The organism is Rhizobium laguerreae, from assembly GCF_002008165.1.
Classification (GTDB): Bacteria; Pseudomonadota; Alphaproteobacteria; order Rhizobiales; family Rhizobiaceae; genus Rhizobium; species Rhizobium laguerreae.
Genome location: NZ_MRDM01000014.1, coordinates 206,748 through 222,527 on the forward strand (window position 1 = coordinate 206,748; position 15,780 = coordinate 222,527).

Genomic DNA, 15,780 nt, shown 5'->3' on the forward strand with positions numbered 1-15,780 from the left:
GTAATGCCGCAGAAATTTCAGTGGATTCAATGCCCTAGTGGCAGAATTTTAAAATCGTCGCCGCGCGAAAATCCTGTATTGCCTCGCATTTCGGCACAATCGAAAGGAAGGATTAACCATTCTTCGGCAAAACTTGCAGCCAGTTCGTGAGTGGTGTTTGCCAAGGAAAATCCATGTATTCGCGCAAGTTTCTCATCGTATGCGGCTTGGCCGCCGCGGCATTGTCTCCCGTCGCAGATGTCGCACCGGCAGCCACCGCTGCAACCCGTGACAAGGCCTTCTTCGATTCCGTCGCCGGCTCCTGGAAGGGCCCCGGCGAAATCGTCGCCGGCAAGTACAAGGGCACGAAATTCACCTGCAACCTGATCGGTGAGCCCACAGGCGACAGCAGCGCCGGCATCAAGCTCGACGGCACCTGCCGCGTCGGCGTCTTCAAGCAGCCAATGACCGCCGTCATCTCGCAGTCGGGCTCCAGCTACAAGGGCAAATTCCTCGACGGCGCCGCCGGCAAGGGCCTTGACGTCGTCTCCGGCGCCGTCAGCGAGGATACCGTCGTTGTCGGCATCAACCGTGCCAAGCTGAATGGTGCGATGATTGCCCGCGTGCGCGACGACAAGACGATGAACGTCACTGTTTCGGTCAAGGTCGAAAGCCAGATGATCCCGGTCATCGGCCTGACGCTGACCCGCCAGGTCGACGAGATGGCCGTCGGTTCCATCCAGTAGACAAATCGCACAGCGGATTTTCCTGAAGCGGCGGGTTTCCCGCCGTTTTCCGTTTCAGTTTCCCTGCTTCAGGCGCTCAGCCACCAGTCGCGACTGTCGTCGGCGATCTCGATGCCGGTCACCTCGGCATTCGACAGCCAGTCACTGACCATCCTGCCCCTGACCCGAAGATCCGGCGCGATATCGGCAAGCGGCATCAGCACGAAACCGCGATCGGTCATGCGCGGGTGCGGCAGTTCCAGCCGCGGCGCGTCCTGGATCACGTCGCCATAGGTCAGCACGTCGATATCGAGCGTGCGCGGACCCCAGCGTTCGATGCGCTCGCGTTTCATCTCCCGTTCGATCGACAGGCAGACATCGAGCAAAGCCTCGGGCTCCAGCCTGGTCTCGACGGCAGCGCAGGCGTTGAAGAAGAACGATTGGTCGGTCTTGCCCCAGGGCGGCGTGCGATAGAGCCGTGAGACCGCCGTAACCCGGCAGTCGTCTCGTCCGTTGAGCCTCCGCAGTGCCGCAGCCATCGCCTTCACTGGGTCGCCGATATTGCCACCGAGACCAAGTGTGGCGGATTGCGATGCGGCCTCAGGCAAAGTGTTCAATGCTCACCTGCACGAAATCTAGCACGCCGGGCACCGGCGCGTTCGGCTTGCGCACCGTGATCTTCGCTCGCCGGATCTGTGGGAATGTCTCGCAGAGCCCCTTGGCGATATCGAGCGCCAAGGCCTCGATCAGGTAGCGCCGCTTGCCGGTGACGATCTGCTCGATCACGGTAAAGGCGATGCCGTAGTTGACGGTATCGTTGATCGAATCGCTTTCCAGCGCCTCGCCCGCGACGACATCGAGCTCGGCATCGACGAAGAAGCGCTGGCCGAGAAATTCCTCCTCGTCATGCACGCCATGGCGCGCGAAGAAGGCGCAGTTCTGCAGCGTGATCGTGTAGGTGGTCATGTCGGCCGCTTCCTCTCGATTTCCTGGCGCGCATTAAGCATAGCATCGGCGATATCGAGCGCATCCCTGTTGATTGCGACATTGTGCACCCGGAAAACCGCAGCCCCTTGAAGCCTGAGCAGCGCGCTGGTCGCAGCCGTCGCCGCATCCCTGTCCTGCGCCTCACGCCCCGTCACGGCGCCGAGGAAGCGCTTGCGCGACGTGCCGGCGAGCAGCGGCAGGCCGAAGCGGGAAAGTTCGGAAAACCGCGCCATCAGTTCCAGGTTCTCCTCCGGCGTCTCCTTGGCGAAGCCGAAGCCCGGATCGAGCACGATGCGGTCGCGGTTGACGCCTGATGCAGCGGCGATATCAAGCGATCGTTCGAGGAAATGCACCTGATCGGCAATCACATCGACAAGTTTTACCCTGTCGCGACCGGTGTGCATGATACAGAGTCCGGCTCCGGTCACCGCGGCGATATCAGCGATATCGGGCTCCTTCTGCAGCCCGAAGACGTCGTTGACGATATGGGCGCCGGCACTGATTGCAAGCCGCGCCGTTTCGGCGCGATAGGTGTCGATGGAAATCAGCGCCTGGGTGCGGCCGCGCAGCGCCTCGATGACGGGCAGCACGCGCGCCTGCTCCTCAGAAGGGCTGACGATTGCTGCGTTCGGCCGGGTCGATTCGCCGCCGATATCGATAATGCCGGCACCCTCGCTCACCGCCCGCAACGCCTGTTCGACCGCCGCATCGACGGTTTCAAAGCGTCCGCCATCGGAAAAGGAGTCCGGCGTCACGTTGATGATCGCCATGATCACCGAACGACGCCCGAGTTCGATCTCCCGGCCATGGCCGACACGCCATATGCTGCCTTCGAGCCCTGTCACCAGACTTATCCCATTGATGACGAAAAAAGCGCCATCTGATATTGCGCTTGGGGTGGCTATGCCCCAAGCTCCTGCCGATTTCAACACGGGTTGCGTTCAGAATGCCGCTTGAAGTGCGTTATATGGTCGTTCCTATCGCCTTTTCCATTGCTCTTTCCCTCTGCAGCCCGTCGGCAGCCGAAGTGATCGCATCGAAAAGCTATTCCTATTTCGACATTCGCGGCAAAACCGCGGATGAGCTCGACCGCGAACTCAGCCGGCGCGGCCCGACGGCGAGTGGTTCCTCGGCGCGCCATCCCGGCGCTACGAAGATCCGCTTCGGCGGCGAGGCAACCTATATTCAGAATAACGGGCGCTGCCGCGTCGGCAACGTCAAGGTCACGGTCCACACCCAGATCATCCTGCCGCGCTGGAGCAGCCGCAAGGGCGCCAGCAAGGAGCTGTCGATGATCTGGGACGCGCTGTCGAGCGATATCAAGCGCCACGAGGAGCGCCATGCCGAGATCGCCCGCGACCAGGCCCGCGCCATGGAGCGCGCCATCCGCGCGCTGCCGCAGCAGCGCAGCTGCGAAGCCATGCAGGAACTCGTCTCCAACGAATCAGCTCGCGGTATAGAGGAGCACGACCGGCAGCAGGCGCGATTCGACCGGGTCGAGGCGGTCAATTTCCAGAAGCGGATGCTGAGGTTGCTGAACAATCGAATCAATGGTCGAGCCGGCGCAAAATAAGGCTCTTTCAGTCTGGTTGCGAGCGGAAAACCTTAGCTGCATAACGAAACTTGTGCGAAACTTGCACCCTCCCCAGCGATTGAATGGTCATTTTTCATCCTGGCAGACTCAACCGGAACGCGTTAATATGAACACATTCGAAAGTTCAGGTACGGCATCTGCACTTTCATCGCTGGGTTCTCCTGGCGCGTTCCGAAGCCGCGGATGTTCCTCCCTCATCCGTAGGTAATGCGCCCGCCTCGCCTCGCTCGCTCTAGCGCGCGAGGCGTCTTTTTTGGTATCGAGTTTTTTCGGCGACGTTTGAAACGCAGTACGCGTCAGGCCTGGCGTTCCGGCACATGCACCACCAGCCCGTCATAGACAGCCTTCATCCGGATCTGACAGGACAGCCGCGAGGTCGGGCGCACATCGAAGGCGAAGTCGAGCATGTCCTCTTCCATCGCTTCCGGCTGGCCGACCTTCTCCGTCCACTCCTCGTCGACATAGACATGACAGGTCGCGCAGGCGCAGGCGCCGCCGCATTCGGCCTCGATGCCGGGGACCGAATTGCGCACGGCATTCTCCATCACGGTGGAGCCTTGGTCGACGTCGAGGTCGAAGCGCGTGCCGTCGAAGGCGACGATGGTAAGTTTGGGCATCAGGACTATTTCCGGTCTTCAAGTGGGTGGGCGGATTTTCTTCCGACAATTCGACGCATCAGTCAATATTGGAGAAATTTGCCACAGCCTCGCAGATCGGGCCTTCGCCCGCCGTCTTCAAAGCGTCATAAGGGACGTCGCAAAAAGACCCGTGGTCCCGCAATGAAACAACGGGCCTCGTTCGAACGCTATCCTATGCACGTCGCCCAAAAGTACGCAGCGGTTTTGGGACAACGACATGCGTCAGATAAAAACCTCGAGATCAGCCGCGGCAGAGCTTCAGGATGAAATTCTCAGCGTCGATGACGGCGGCCCCGAGCGCTGCCGTCGCGCCGGCATCGCCGCCGTTTTCCTCGACGGCTTCCGCCGTCTGCGACACGCGGAACGCGCCGACCGAGCTTGCCGCGCCCTTCAGCCGATGCGCGGCTGCGCCGATACGGATGGTTTCGCCGCTGGCAATGTCCTGGAGGCATGCGCGGGCCTGGCGCGCAAACATCTGAAGGACTTCGAGTTCCAGCGTCTTGTCGCCCATCGTCTGCTTTGCGAGATGCACCAGATCGATCGGCCGGACCTTGGAGGGACACGGTCCCTTTGCATTATCCGGCGCCTCGAATACGATGTTCAATGCTGCCATCTGGGCTGCCATTGCCAATTCTCCGTCTCTGTCGTCTGCAGTTGCAACAGTTCTGCGACAGGAGGGTGGCCATCACGTTAAATTCCGGCACATTCCGGGTGGAAATCTCGCCATATGGTTAACGTCCGTTAAATATCCCTAAATTATTGGTTTTTAAGCCGTAGCTAGGATTCAAAGGTGTTAACAACGAGTTAACGAGCCATGAATCTCAAGCCTTCATTAATTGTGTGAAGAGCCCAGATGTGTCACTACGATACTGGTGGAGCGGGTTTATGGTACGCGCCTTTGCCGAGCGAGTGGATAATGGTAGTGTTTTGATACCTTCCGTTTGAAAAAGCGGCTATCTACTCTGAAATGACATGCTTATCCGTCCTTCGTTGGGATGGAGGGCTGGAACGGCAAAGTTGTTCCCGGGTGAGGCGGAAGCCCAGGATGCGCTGTCGGACTGGCTGACAGTAACGAGGCATAACCGAATGGCGAACAACAAATATAATGAGTCAATTGAGGACAAGGCGTTCAAGGCATTGGACGAGGCGCTCCAGATCGACTTTAGCAAGGATAACGTACCGTCTCGCCGCGGCGACGCGCCCCAGGCCCCGGAGGCTAATGTGTCTGATCCAGTAAATGCGCGTAACCAGCAGGCCCAGGAAGAAGCGCAGCGCCGCAGCCGCCGCGGTGCCGCTGGCGAGCAGGCTTCCAGGGGTCCGGCTTTCGCGCCCGCCAACGATGCCAGCCGCAATACGCCCGCCTCTATCCTGAAATCCTTTGACGGCGCCTCCAGCCGCTCGGCGGTGCGTACCGCCACCCTGTTTTCCGTGCTTTGGGTCATGGCCGGCCTCGGCCTGATGTCGCTGCTTTATGCTCCGCAGATCTGGCAGATCCGTTCGCTCGCCGATCTAGTCGCCCTGCCTGGCGTCATCGCCGGCCTCGTCGGCATCATCATTCCCGTGATGATGTTCTATGCCTTCGCCATCATGATCTCCCGCGCCCAGGACATGCGCAACGCCGCCCGCTCCATGGCAGAGGTGGCGTTGCGCCTGGCAGAGCCGGAAACCATCGCCTCCGAGCGCATCATGACCGTCGGCCAGGCCGTGCGCCGTGAGGTCTCGGCCATGAATGAAGGCATCGAGCGCACCATCGCGCGTGCCTCCGAGCTGGAAACGCTCGTCCATTCCGAAGTCAATGCGCTTGAACGTTCTTATGCCGACAACGAGTTGCGCGTTCGCGGCCTCGTCCACGAACTCGGCTCCGAGCGCGAGGCGATCGTCAACCATGCCGACCGTATCCGCACCTCGATCGGCAGCGTGCACGACCAGTTGAAGGAAGAGCTGTCGCTTGCGACCGAAGAGATCGCGGTGCGGCTTGCCACATCGGGCGAAGCCTTCGCCTCGCTGATCGATACACGCGCCGCGACGATCCTGGAAAAATCGGACAGCGCCCTGCAGTCGATGGGCAGCCTGCTCGCCGCCAAGACCGATACCCTGCTGCAGACACTGAACGCTTCGGGTTTCGCGCTGGCCACCGAATTCGACAACCGCCTCGAAGCCCTCTCCGTCAATCTCAACGATCATGGCGAAAGGCTGCTCAGCCAGTTCGAGACGCGCGCCTCGACCATGGATAGCAGCACCGAAAAGCTGAATGCGGCGCTGAACGAGCGTACGCACCAGCTCAACGAGATACTGATTGCGCGCACCCGCGAGATCAATGAGAGCCTGACGTCAGGCGAACGCACCATCGGCGGCACGCTCGACGACGTGCTGTCGAAGCTGAACAGCGCGCTCGACGAAAAGGGCGCAAGCTTCCGCCAGAGCCTGCAGACCACCGCCGATGACGCCGTCATGGATCTCGACGTGCGCTCCGGCTTCTTCGAGGAGCGGCTGCAGACGACCGTCGCCCAGCTGTCGACTGCCTTCGACGAACGCGTCTCCGAATTCACCAGCGCCTTCGACAAACGCACCGGTTCACTCGACACCAAGCTGATGGAGAGCCTCGCCCGTATCAACGAGACGCTGACCGGCGGCTCGGATTCGATCGACGGCATTCTGAGCTCCGGCATCGACCGGCTCGGTTCGTCGATATCAGACCAGTCGCTGGCGCTCGCCACCGCGCTCGCCACCGGCCACGAAGTGCTGGAAAGCACGCTCGGCAGCCGCGCGGACGAAATCACCAGCGCGCTCACCAGCCGCACCGGCGAGCTGACCTCTGCGCTGCAGAGCGCGACCTCGGAAATCGCGCTGGCGCTTGCGACCGGCACCTCTGAGCTGCAGAACAACCTTCAGACACGCTCGGCCGAATTCCGCGACACGCTGCGCACCACCACCACCGATCTGACGACTGCCGTCGCCGCTGGCACCGAGCAGGTGACCACTGCCTTCGGCGGTCGCGCCGAGGAATTGAGCAGCGTGCTTACCGCCCGTGCGGCCGAAATCAGCGAGGCGCTCGGCACGGCCCACGGCCGTATCGACAGCGTCATGGCAGAGCGCGGCGGCGCATTGATCGAGGCGCTGACCACCCATCACGGCCGCTTCGAGGAAGCGCTGACGACCCGCTCCGACGCCATCATCAATGCCGTCTCCGGCACCCATGACCGTCTTGCCGAGACGCTTGACGAAAAGGCGATGGCCCTTGCCATTTCCCTGAATGAAAGCCAGGCCCGCATCGAGGACACGCTCGAAACTCGGTCCGCTGCCCTGATGAACGCCGTCTCCGGCACCCATGACCGCCTTTCGGAAACACTCGACGAAAAGGCGATGGCGCTCGCCATTTCGCTCAACGAAAGTCAGAGCCGCATCGAGGATACGCTCGAGACCCGCTCCACCGCTTTCCTCAACGCCGTGTCGGGCACGCATGAGCGACTGTCGGAAACGCTGGATACGAAGGCGGCCGCCCTTACTACCTCGCTCGACGAGCGCCATGCCCGCATCGAGGACGCGCTTGGAACGCGCGCCGAGGCACTGCTGAACACTGTATCCGGCACGCGCGACCGTCTTGCCGAGACGCTTGACGAAAAGGCGATGGCGCTCGCCATGTCCTTGAACGAGAGCCAGGCCCGTATCGAGGAGACACTTGAAACCCGCTCCGCCGCTCTGCTGAACGCCGTCTCCGGCACCCATGATCGCCTCTCCGACACGCTGGACGGCAAGGCGGCAGCTTTTGCCACCTCGCTGAGCGAAGGCCATGCCCGTATCGAGAATACGCTCGAAACCCGCTCCGCAGCCCTGCTGAACGCCGTCTCGGGCACCCATGATCGCCTCTCCGACACGCTGGACGAAAAGGCGATGGCACTCGCCATCTCGCTCAACGAAACCCAGACGCGTATCGAAGACACGCTGGAAACCCGCTCGGCGGCCCTGCTGAATGCGGTCTCCGGCACGCATGACCGTCTGTCCGAGACGCTGGACGAGAAGGCGATGACGCTCGCCATCTCGCTCAATGAGAGCCAGTCGCGGATCGAAGACACGCTGGAAGCACGTTCCGAAGCCTTCCTCAAGGCTGTGTCCGGCACGCACGACCGTCTCTCGGAAACGCTCGACGAAAAGGCGACGGCGATCGCCGCCTCACTGAACGAGGGTCAGAGCCGCCTGCAGGATACGCTGGAGAGCCGCTCGGAATCCTTCCTGAATGCAGTCTCCGCCACCCACGACCGCTTGTCCGAGACACTCGACGATCGGGCGATGGCGCTTGCCATCTCGCTGAACGAGAGCCAGAGCCGTCTGGAGGAAACGCTGACAACAGGCGCCGATGCGATCACCAATGCGGTTTCCGGCACGCATGTTGGCCTGAACGGTGTACTCGACCAGAAGGCTGCCGCCCTCGCCGCCTCGCTGAGCGAAGGCCAGACCCGCCTCGAGGAAGCCTTGGGCCACCGTACCGCCGCGATCATCGGCGCCGTGACGGCAACCCACGATCGGCTCACCGATACGCTCGACGAAAAGACCATGGCGCTTGCCATTTCGCTCGATGATAACCAGAGCCGCTTCGACAGCGTGCTCGAAGCCCGCAGCAACGCCATCATGGAGGCCGTCTCCGGTGCCGAGGCACGAGTCGCCGGTGCCTTCTCCGACAAGACCGATGCGATCCGCACCGCCTATACCGACAATCAGCAGCGGCTCGAAAATGCGCTTTCCGAGCATAGCGCTGCCCTCTCGGGCGTTCTCGATGCCGGCGGCGCCCGCTTCGAGGATCTCGTCGGCGGCTTGACCGGCCGCATCGAAGGCCGCCTGACCGATGCACATACGCGGCTCGGAGGCCTCGCCAACGAGGCCGCGGCGCGCATCGAGGGCGGACTCGCCTCTGCCCATGAGCGCATCCGCACGACGCTCGAAGACCGCGCCAACGCCATCGACCTATCGCTGAACCAGGCCCATGCGCTGATCAGCGATACGCTTGCCGAACAGGCGACCAGCATCGGCACCTCGGTGGCGACGAGTGTCGGCATGCTCGAATTGTCGCTGGAGCACCGTGAGGCCGCGATCCGCCAGGCGATCGATGCCGGCGCCCAGACATTGGAAGATCGCATGCATGCAGGCGCCGGCCAGATCGCCGGCCGCTTCCAGGAGGCGGCAAGTGCGATTTCGAGCTCCACCCAGGATTTGTCCACCCATCTCGATCGGTCGGTAGAAAGCCTGACGGGCCGTTTTGAAGAAACCGGAGCGCGTGTGGAAGCCGGTCTTGCGGCGATCGAGACCCGCATCCGCGACGGCGTCGGCGGCGTTGCCGAAAAGGTCGAAGCGGCCAGCGGCCAGCTCTCCGGCGTGCTTGCCGACGGCGTCTCTCGTCTCGGCGCGCTCAGCAACGACGCCACGCAGCGCATCTCGGCGACGCTCGAAGGCAGTGCCGCAAACCTCACTCAGGCGATCGACAGCCGCACCGCCAATCTGGCCGAGACGCTGGACAGCCGAACCACCAGCCTGACCGGCGCCATCGATGGCCGCACCGCGAGCCTCGCCGAAACGCTCGACCGCGGCAATGAACGCATCGAGGAACGCCTCTCTACGATGGACCGTGCATTGACCGTCGGCCTCGAGGCCGTCAACCGCACCATCGAAGGCAAGGCCGCTGGTCTCGCCTCGACGCTGCGCAGCGCAGTTGCCGACGCGGCCCAGGGAATGGAAGGCGAAGCGACGAGAACCACCGAACTGCTTGGCAAGACCGGCCAGCAATTCGCCGAGGATCTCAATGTGAAAAGCGACGAATTCACCCGCACCATGGATGAGCGCTCGTCGCAGATCGTCACTCGCGTCGCCGAAGCTCAGAACCGGCTGGCAAGCCAGGCCGCTGCCGTCGCCCAGACTTTCTCGGAAGCCGGCAACGCCATCGTCAACAAGGTCGCCGAGGCCGAGACCATCGTTGGCACGCAAGTCAATGCCATCTCCAAGGTGCTGTCGGATGCCGGCCAGTCTCTGGAGTCACGCGGTAACGCCATCCGCTCGACACTGTCGGGCGCCGGCAGCGAGATTACGGCCACCATGGCGGACGTCGACCGCGCGCTCGAAGCTCGCAGCAGCGCCATTCGCACCAATCTCGAGGAGCGTGCCCGCGAGATCGATACGACGTTCTCCGACATCGACCGGGCGCTCGAAGCGCGCGGCAACTCGATCCGCTCCACGCTCGAAGAGCGTACCCGCGACCTTAACTCGATGCTATCAGGCCGTTCGGTCGAATTGACGCGCATCCTCGACGAAACGGCCCGTCCGATCATCGACCGGTACACCGATGCCGGCGAGCAGGCCGCCGCCCGCATCACCGCTGCGGCCAACCTCAGCGCCGATCGTCTGCGCGCCGAAAACGAAGCGCTCGCCAGCGCCGTTGCCGCCCGAACCGAGAATGTCGCCAATGCCGTCAGCGCGATCGAGAATAGCTTGGTCGGCAATGTCAACGGCCTCGTCGAGCGCATGTCGGAAAGCAGTGCGGCGATGGCGATGATGATGAACCGCGCCGCTGAGCAGCTGGCCAGCGTCGACGGCCGTCTCGGAGATACCACCACGCGCTTTGCCGACTCGGCCACCAAGGCCGCCGAAATGGTCTCCGCCTCGACCAGGCTTCTCGAAGGCAAGGTCGATCGCCTCTCCGACATCTCGGGCCAGACGTTGGCACAGGTCGGCGGCATCATCGGCCGCTTCGACGAACACTCCAAGGTTCTGACCCAGGCCTCGCAGCTTCTCGGCGCCGCCCAGTCCAACCTCGCCTCGACGCTCGAGGAGCGCGAGAGCGCTCTGCAGACGCTCTCGGTCGGCCTCGTCTCGCGCTCTGCGGAGATCGAAAAGACCATGCAAGGCCTCGGGAGCATGATCGAGACCGTGTTCGAACGGGCAGAGCAACGCTCCAGCCAGGTTACCGGCAATTTGCGCGAGGGCGTGCAATCCTCCTTCGCCGATATTGGCCGCATTCTCACCGATACCGAGAAGCGCGCCCAGGAAGCGGCAGAGACGATGCGCGAGGCAATCGCCCGCGCCGGCGACGAGGCCAATACGACGATCGACGGCACCTTTGCCAATGTCGAGCGCCGTTCCGGCGATCTCTCCAATCGCATTCGCGGCGGTCTCACGGCCTCGCTGTCGGAAGTCGAGCGCATGCTCGGCGAAGCCGGCCGCGCCTCCGACGGCGCCGCCCAGCACCTGCGCGAAGCGCTACGCGAAGCGATCGATGATGCCGTCGGCCGCTTCTCCGGAGCCACAGAGGATATCCGCCGCTCCGCCGCCGACATCCGCAGCGAACTCGACGCCACCCGCGCCGAACTGAAGCGCGGCGCCTTCGATCTTCCCGAGGAAGCCAAGGAAAGCGCCTCGGCCATGCGCCGGGCCGTCGCCGAGCAGATCAAGGCGCTGCAGGATATCTCCCAGCTCGTCGGCCGCTCCAGCCAGCAGCTTGAAATCTCCGAGCCCGTCGCCCGCACGCTCGCTCAGGTGCAGCCGGCCCCGCGTCCCGCCCAGCCGGTCGCAGCCCAGCCGGCAGCACCCCCGCCGATCGAAGCGACAGGTCTGCGCGGAACGATCGCACCGTCTGCGCCGGCCGCCGCCCCCCAGCGCGCCGCGCCGCCGCCTGCCCCCGCTCGCCCGGAAACAGGCCGCCCGGAAACAGGTCGCCCGGGAACAGATCGCCAAGAGCCGACTCGTCCGGAAAGCGGCGGCTGGATCAGCGATCTCCTGCGTGGCGCATCGCGTGAGGACGCCGCCGACGAGGCCGCGGCCGCCCGTGTTCCTGCCCGCCCGGCGGAAACTGCCGCACCGGCCGCGCGCAGCAATGACAGCCGTAATCCACGCCACGTCGTCGAATCACTGAACTCGCTCTCGGTCGATATCGCCCGCGCCATCGACCATGACGCCTCGGTCGATCTCTGGCGCCGCTATCAGCGCGGCGAGCGCGACGTCTTCACCCGCCGCCTCTACACGCTGAAGGGCCAGCAGACCTTCGACGAGATCAAGCGCAAATATGACCGCGAACCGGAGTTCCGCACCGCCGTCGACCGCTACATCGGTGATTTCGAAAAGCTGCTCGCTGACGTCGCTCGCACCGACCCGAACCGGACGGTAACGCAGTCCTACCTTACCTCGGATACGGGCAAGGTCTACACCATGCTCGCTCATGCCGCAGGCAGGCTCGGCTGATCCTGACTGGTACCCGCGATTGGAAAGCCGCCTGAACACGTGTCAGGCGGCTTTCGTTCTATAATGCGGGTGTGATTAGGCCTCTCTGCGGAGAAACGAAACAGGTATTCCCAAACGAAACCATCCGCCGTCCAGCTACGGAAACCTCCCAGAAATGACCAAGGCCCTTCTGATCATCGACGTGCAGAATGCGATCCTTAGCGACAAAGCCTCGCCGGAGCGACAACCTCATATTGATGCCGCACTTGATGAGACCATCGCGCGGCTGGCAGCACTACAGGAAAAAGCTCGGCAGGCGGGCGCGCCGATCGTACTCGTTCAGCATGACGGCGATAGCGGCCATCGATTGGCTGTCGGCACGCCAGGTTGGGCGCTGCGCGACGAGGTCGCGCCGAGGCAGGCCGAGGTCGTTGTGCGCAAGAAAAGCGCCGACTCCTTCTTCGAGACCGACCTTGCCGAACGCCTGGACGAACGATCGGTCACCCACCTCGTCATCGGTGGATGCATGTCGCAATTTTGCGTCGACACGACAGTCAGGCGTGCCGTGTCGCTGGGATATGACGTGACGTTGATTGCCGATGGTCACACGACCGGTGACACGGCGACCTTGACCTTTTCCGAGATCATTGCCCATCACAACGAAACACTCGATGGTTTCGATGCGGGCAAGGCGACGGTAGAAATCCGTCCCGCCGCCGAGATAGCCTTTTCATAAATTTTCGGGCTGCAGGAGAACCGGGACTGCTTGGCAGCCCCGGCTTCCGATATCTCATCGATCGGCCGCTATGTTCCAGTTGTAGAGGCACCGATCGAGACCGATGGCGATCTCAAGCACCAGCACGTCATGGTCGACCGCCGCTCCCTTTTTGGGCTGCGACTGGTAGCGCTGCGGAAAGTCCGTGCGTCGGGAGATCGAGCAGACCTCCATCCACTTGTCGGCATTGTCGACCTCGATATCGACAGTCACCTCGGAATAGGCCGGAAGCCGGTCGGAGGGTACGATCCGCGTCGGCAGATGGATCAGCGATGCGATCATCCGGCGGACCGGCTCAAGGCAGGCGGCGTGATAGTCGTTGCCGCTGTCGGCCGTGTAGGCGCATTGAAATTCGAGCTGCCAGAATTCCTTCAGCCGCATGTGTTTGCTCGGCTGTTCCTGCTCGCGGCGATAGGATCTGCCGGCCTGCCAGACGCAGAGCGGCAGCCGTGTCTTCGAGTGATTGCCGAGAATATGCTGCATGTAGAGGTAGGTCGACGGCGTGGTCTCCGGTCTCAGCACCAGCGCGATATCGCTGGTGGAGAGCTGTTCCTGGATCCAGATATCGGCGTTCGAATAGGCACTTGAAACCAGCGACCGCGGCATCAGCGCCGGCGCCTCGACCCTCCTGACATCCCAGGCCGGATTGACGGATCTGAGGAAGCTGCGGACCTCTTGCGAGAAGAAGCCGATCATATGATCGCGCAAATGGATCTCGCGCTCCTCCCAATGGACGAGCGAATTGACATGATAAATATTGAGCACGGTGCCTGTCTCCCTGGCAACCTTGATTGACGTGGTGAGGGGCTTTACGTCCAGCAGCGCGCCGGGCGCCTAGCGCCCTGACGTCACAGCAGGACGCGAAGACCTCGTCCGCGAAGAGCGCGCACAATCGCGACCTGCGGGCAGGTGCTGATATGACGGGAGAAGGTCACGCGCTTCATGCTCATGGTGCATTTTCTACGTGCCGTACGCATCATTGTCAAAACCGAAGAGGGTGAGACAAAAGGAATGAGCTGTGGAAGATCCTTTTTTATTGCCCGCTGTCCTTCATTCCGTCACAAACTTTTCTGATCCGCTCATATTCAAACAGAACGGCTCACTCCGCCATCCAAACGACAGAGACAGCAACATTGATGACCAAGACGACATCCCGGCTCCTCGCTACCGCGCTCTCTTCCTTTTTCCTGATGGGCGCTTTCACTCAGGTTCAGGCAGGCCAGGCAAGCTTCGTCGTGGATGCCCAGTCCGGCCAGGTCCTCGAAGGTTCCAATCAGGACGATCTGAACTATCCGGCGTCGCTGACCAAGATGATGACGCTCTACCTCGCCTTCGAGGCCCTGCATGACGGACGCCTCAACTGGGACCAGAAGCTCACCATGTCGGAAAATGCCGAGAGCAAGGAGCCTTTCAAGCTCGCTGTCGGCGCCGGCCGCAAGGTGACGCTGCGCGAAGCGGTCGAAGGAATCGTCGTGCTCTCCGCCAATGATGCGGCTGTGGCGATTGCCGAACAGCTCGGTGGCACCGAACAGGCCTTCGCCAAGACGATGACCGACAAGGCGCGCCAGCTCGGTATGAAGGATACGGTCTTCAAGAACCCGTCGGGCCTTCCCGATCCGGAGCAGGTCACCACGGCGCGGGACATGGCGACGCTCGGCGTTTCGCTGATGCGGGACTTCCCTGAGGAGTTCAAGCTCTTCTCCATGCGCGGCTTCCAGTTCCGCGGCATGAAGCTGCGCGGCCACAACAACCTCATGTATCGCTATGATGGCGTCGACGGCATCAAGACAGGCTACACCGATGCATCGGGCTACAACGTCGTGACCTCGGCCCTGAAGGATGGCCGCCGCGTGGTCGGCGTCGTCATGGGCGAAAAGACCGCGAGCATACGCGACGATAAGATGGCAAGCCTGCTGGACAGCACCCTGTCGCCGTCATCAAACGCCACAGCTTCCACCATACCGGGTAATCAGCCGGGAGCGACGATGACGGATTCGCAACCGACGAAGTAGATCGATGAGCGGAGACCTGCCGACAGGTTACCTGAAAGCCACTTCCAGATGCTGCCGGTCTTGCGCGATCACCCTGCAATTCGTTTCGAATCCTTCGCCTCTGATAGGCAGAATGAATTCCGAAGGAATGCCTGATGTATTCGAGACTGAAATGCCGGCGCTCTCCGAGCCGATGGCTTTGACGGTGCAGTCGATCGTCAAAGCAAGGCGCGGATCGAGGCGCCGTCGTGCAAACGCCGGTCAGATCAAGGGTAGCGTCCAGCTGACGATCTCGGAGGCTACCGCGGAGAAGGCGCGGTCGAGGCCCTTGACGAAACCTTCATTGTCACCGCCGGCCGGCGCCATGGCGCGGAACACCTTCTGGGCGCGCACCGAGCCGTTGCGGTCGTTGAGGATCTTGGCGGAAATTTCGACCACCGCCTGATTGCCGTTCGAAGCATCTATTTCGAAGGAGCGGATATCGGTGACGACCTGATAGTCGATCGCCAGCCCCTGCCCCGGCATGCCGACGCCGCCGAGCTTGCCGGAGTTCTCAAAGGCTTCCACCAGCTTCGACTGCACTATGCGCGGCAGCTTGTCGCCCCACTGCGCCTTTGAGAGATACTGGATTTCCGACGGCGAAACACGGATCACGATCTGCTCGCTGTCGAGCGACCTTAGCGCCGTGGGGCTGGCAATCAGGATCTGGCGGGATTTTGCCGCGGGTCCGCTGCCGTCGACGGCAGCGGAAAGATCATAAGTATCGTTCTTGGCCGCGGTGCCGCACCCGGAAAGGATCAGCGCCGTCAGCGGCAGCGCGATCACCGTTCCCCTGATCCAAGAACGGCGCGACAACAGATGCGATGCGACCATATTAGGCTACCCCTGACTT

At 62.4% G+C, this 15,780-nt stretch carries 13 protein-coding genes and 1 pseudogene; 5 read left to right on the forward strand and 9 right to left on the reverse strand.

Annotation, left to right across the window (positions count from 1 at the left end; all coding sequences use genetic code 11):
* Positions 1-26 precede the first annotated feature (26 nt).
* Positions 27-164, reverse strand: coding sequence for a hypothetical protein (locus BS630_RS37040; RefSeq protein WP_158081413.1), 138 nt, complete (start codon positions 162-164; stop codon positions 27-29).
* Between the two features lie 9 nt (positions 165-173).
* On the opposite strand from BS630_RS37040, the gene BS630_RS16775 reads away from it, so the two are divergent.
* Positions 174-725: a hypothetical protein gene (locus BS630_RS16775; RefSeq protein ID WP_003540146.1), complete on the forward strand. Its 552-nt coding sequence runs from the start codon at positions 174-176 to the stop codon at positions 723-725.
* A 68-nt stretch (positions 726-793) separates the two neighbouring features.
* Here the strand turns inward: BS630_RS16775 and folK are convergent, their stop codons facing one another.
* From folK to folP, 3 genes are read right to left on the reverse strand one after another with little or no spacing between them, the layout of a single operon-like run.
* Positions 794-1,312 carry a 2-amino-4-hydroxy-6-hydroxymethyldihydropteridine diphosphokinase gene (gene folK, locus BS630_RS16780; protein ID WP_020050164.1) on the reverse strand — a complete coding sequence of 173 codons (519 nt, stop codon included), beginning with the start codon at positions 1,310-1,312 and terminating at the stop codon, positions 794-796.
* Positions 1,305-1,670 (reverse strand): dihydroneopterin aldolase, encoded by a 366-nt coding sequence (folB, locus tag BS630_RS16785; RefSeq protein ID WP_020050165.1) that lies wholly within the window; start codon positions 1,668-1,670, stop codon positions 1,305-1,307. The genes folK and folB overlap by 8 nt, the downstream gene beginning before the upstream one ends.
* Positions 1,667-2,536 (reverse strand): dihydropteroate synthase, encoded by an 870-nt coding sequence (gene folP / locus BS630_RS16790; protein WP_077978299.1) that lies wholly within the window; start codon positions 2,534-2,536, stop codon positions 1,667-1,669. The genes folB and folP overlap by 4 nt, the downstream gene beginning before the upstream one ends.
* A gap of 101 nt (positions 2,537-2,637) precedes the next feature.
* On the opposite strand from folP, the gene BS630_RS16795 reads away from it, so the two are divergent.
* Positions 2,638-3,264, forward strand: a complete 627-nt coding sequence (locus BS630_RS16795; RefSeq protein ID WP_077978300.1) for a DUF922 domain-containing Zn-dependent protease — start codon at positions 2,638-2,640, stop codon at positions 3,262-3,264.
* A 317-nt stretch (positions 3,265-3,581) separates the two neighbouring features.
* Here the strand turns inward: BS630_RS16795 and BS630_RS16800 are convergent, their stop codons facing one another.
* Positions 3,582-3,902, reverse strand: a complete 321-nt coding sequence (locus BS630_RS16800; RefSeq protein ID WP_003540151.1) for a 2Fe-2S iron-sulfur cluster-binding protein — start codon at positions 3,900-3,902, stop codon at positions 3,582-3,584.
* A gap of 262 nt (positions 3,903-4,164) precedes the next feature.
* Complete coding sequence (locus BS630_RS16805) at positions 4,165-4,548, reverse strand: Hpt domain-containing protein (protein WP_003540152.1); 384 nt, start codon at positions 4,546-4,548, stop codon at positions 4,165-4,167.
* 461 nt (positions 4,549-5,009) lie between these two features.
* On the opposite strand from BS630_RS16805, the gene BS630_RS16810 reads away from it, so the two are divergent.
* On the forward strand, positions 5,010-12,143 hold the full coding sequence (locus BS630_RS16810) for an apolipoprotein A-IV repeat region-like domain-containing protein (RefSeq protein WP_077978301.1): 7,134 nt from the start codon (positions 5,010-5,012) through the stop codon (positions 12,141-12,143).
* Between the two features lie 154 nt (positions 12,144-12,297).
* Positions 12,298-12,858: a cysteine hydrolase family protein gene (locus tag BS630_RS16815; protein WP_077978302.1), complete on the forward strand. Its 561-nt coding sequence runs from the start codon at positions 12,298-12,300 to the stop codon at positions 12,856-12,858.
* Between the two features lie 54 nt (positions 12,859-12,912).
* On the opposite strand, the gene BS630_RS16820 is transcribed toward BS630_RS16815, so the two are convergent.
* Complete coding sequence (locus BS630_RS16820) at positions 12,913-13,662, reverse strand: aminoacyl--tRNA ligase-related protein (RefSeq protein WP_077978303.1); 750 nt, start codon at positions 13,660-13,662, stop codon at positions 12,913-12,915.
* Between the two features lie 371 nt (positions 13,663-14,033).
* On the opposite strand from BS630_RS16820, the gene BS630_RS16825 reads away from it, so the two are divergent.
* Positions 14,034-14,909 carry a D-alanyl-D-alanine carboxypeptidase family protein gene (locus tag BS630_RS16825; protein ID WP_077978304.1) on the forward strand — a complete coding sequence of 292 codons (876 nt, stop codon included), beginning with the start codon at positions 14,034-14,036 and terminating at the stop codon, positions 14,907-14,909.
* Between the two features lie 27 nt (positions 14,910-14,936).
* On the opposite strand, the pseudogene BS630_RS36560 reads toward BS630_RS16825, so the two are convergent.
* Positions 14,937-15,107, reverse strand: a pseudogene (locus tag BS630_RS36560) (sensor domain-containing diguanylate cyclase); the annotation flags it as partial.
* Positions 15,108-15,149: 42 nt separating this feature from the next.
* Positions 15,150-15,761 carry an ABC-type transport auxiliary lipoprotein family protein gene (locus tag BS630_RS16830; protein WP_077978305.1) on the reverse strand — a complete coding sequence of 204 codons (612 nt, stop codon included), beginning with the start codon at positions 15,759-15,761 and terminating at the stop codon, positions 15,150-15,152.
* Positions 15,762-15,780: the final 19 nt, after the last annotated feature.

Excerpts from the sequence above, each read along its gene's own strand:
- BS630_RS16830 (WP_077978305.1), bottom strand. The coding sequence starts at position 15,761 with ATGGTCGCATCGCATCTGTTGTCGCGCCGTTCTTGGATCAGGGGAACG.
- BS630_RS16825 (WP_077978304.1), top strand. The coding sequence starts at position 14,034 with ATGACCAAGACGACATCCCGGCTCCTCGCTACCGCGCTCTCTTCCTTT.
- folB (WP_020050165.1), bottom strand. The coding sequence starts at position 1,670 with ATGACCACCTACACGATCACGCTGCAGAACTGCGCCTTCTTCGCGCGC.
- BS630_RS16800 (WP_003540151.1), bottom strand. The coding sequence starts at position 3,902 with ATGCCCAAACTTACCATCGTCGCCTTCGACGGCACGCGCTTCGACCTC.
- BS630_RS16795 (WP_077978300.1), top strand. The coding sequence starts at position 2,638 with ATGCCGCTTGAAGTGCGTTATATGGTCGTTCCTATCGCCTTTTCCATT.
- BS630_RS16810 (WP_077978301.1), top strand. The coding sequence starts at position 5,010 with ATGGCGAACAACAAATATAATGAGTCAATTGAGGACAAGGCGTTCAAG.
- BS630_RS16775 (WP_003540146.1), top strand. The coding sequence starts at position 174 with ATGTATTCGCGCAAGTTTCTCATCGTATGCGGCTTGGCCGCCGCGGCA.
- BS630_RS16805 (WP_003540152.1), bottom strand. The coding sequence starts at position 4,548 with ATGGCAGCCCAGATGGCAGCATTGAACATCGTATTCGAGGCGCCGGAT.
- BS630_RS16815 (WP_077978302.1), top strand. The coding sequence starts at position 12,298 with ATGACCAAGGCCCTTCTGATCATCGACGTGCAGAATGCGATCCTTAGC.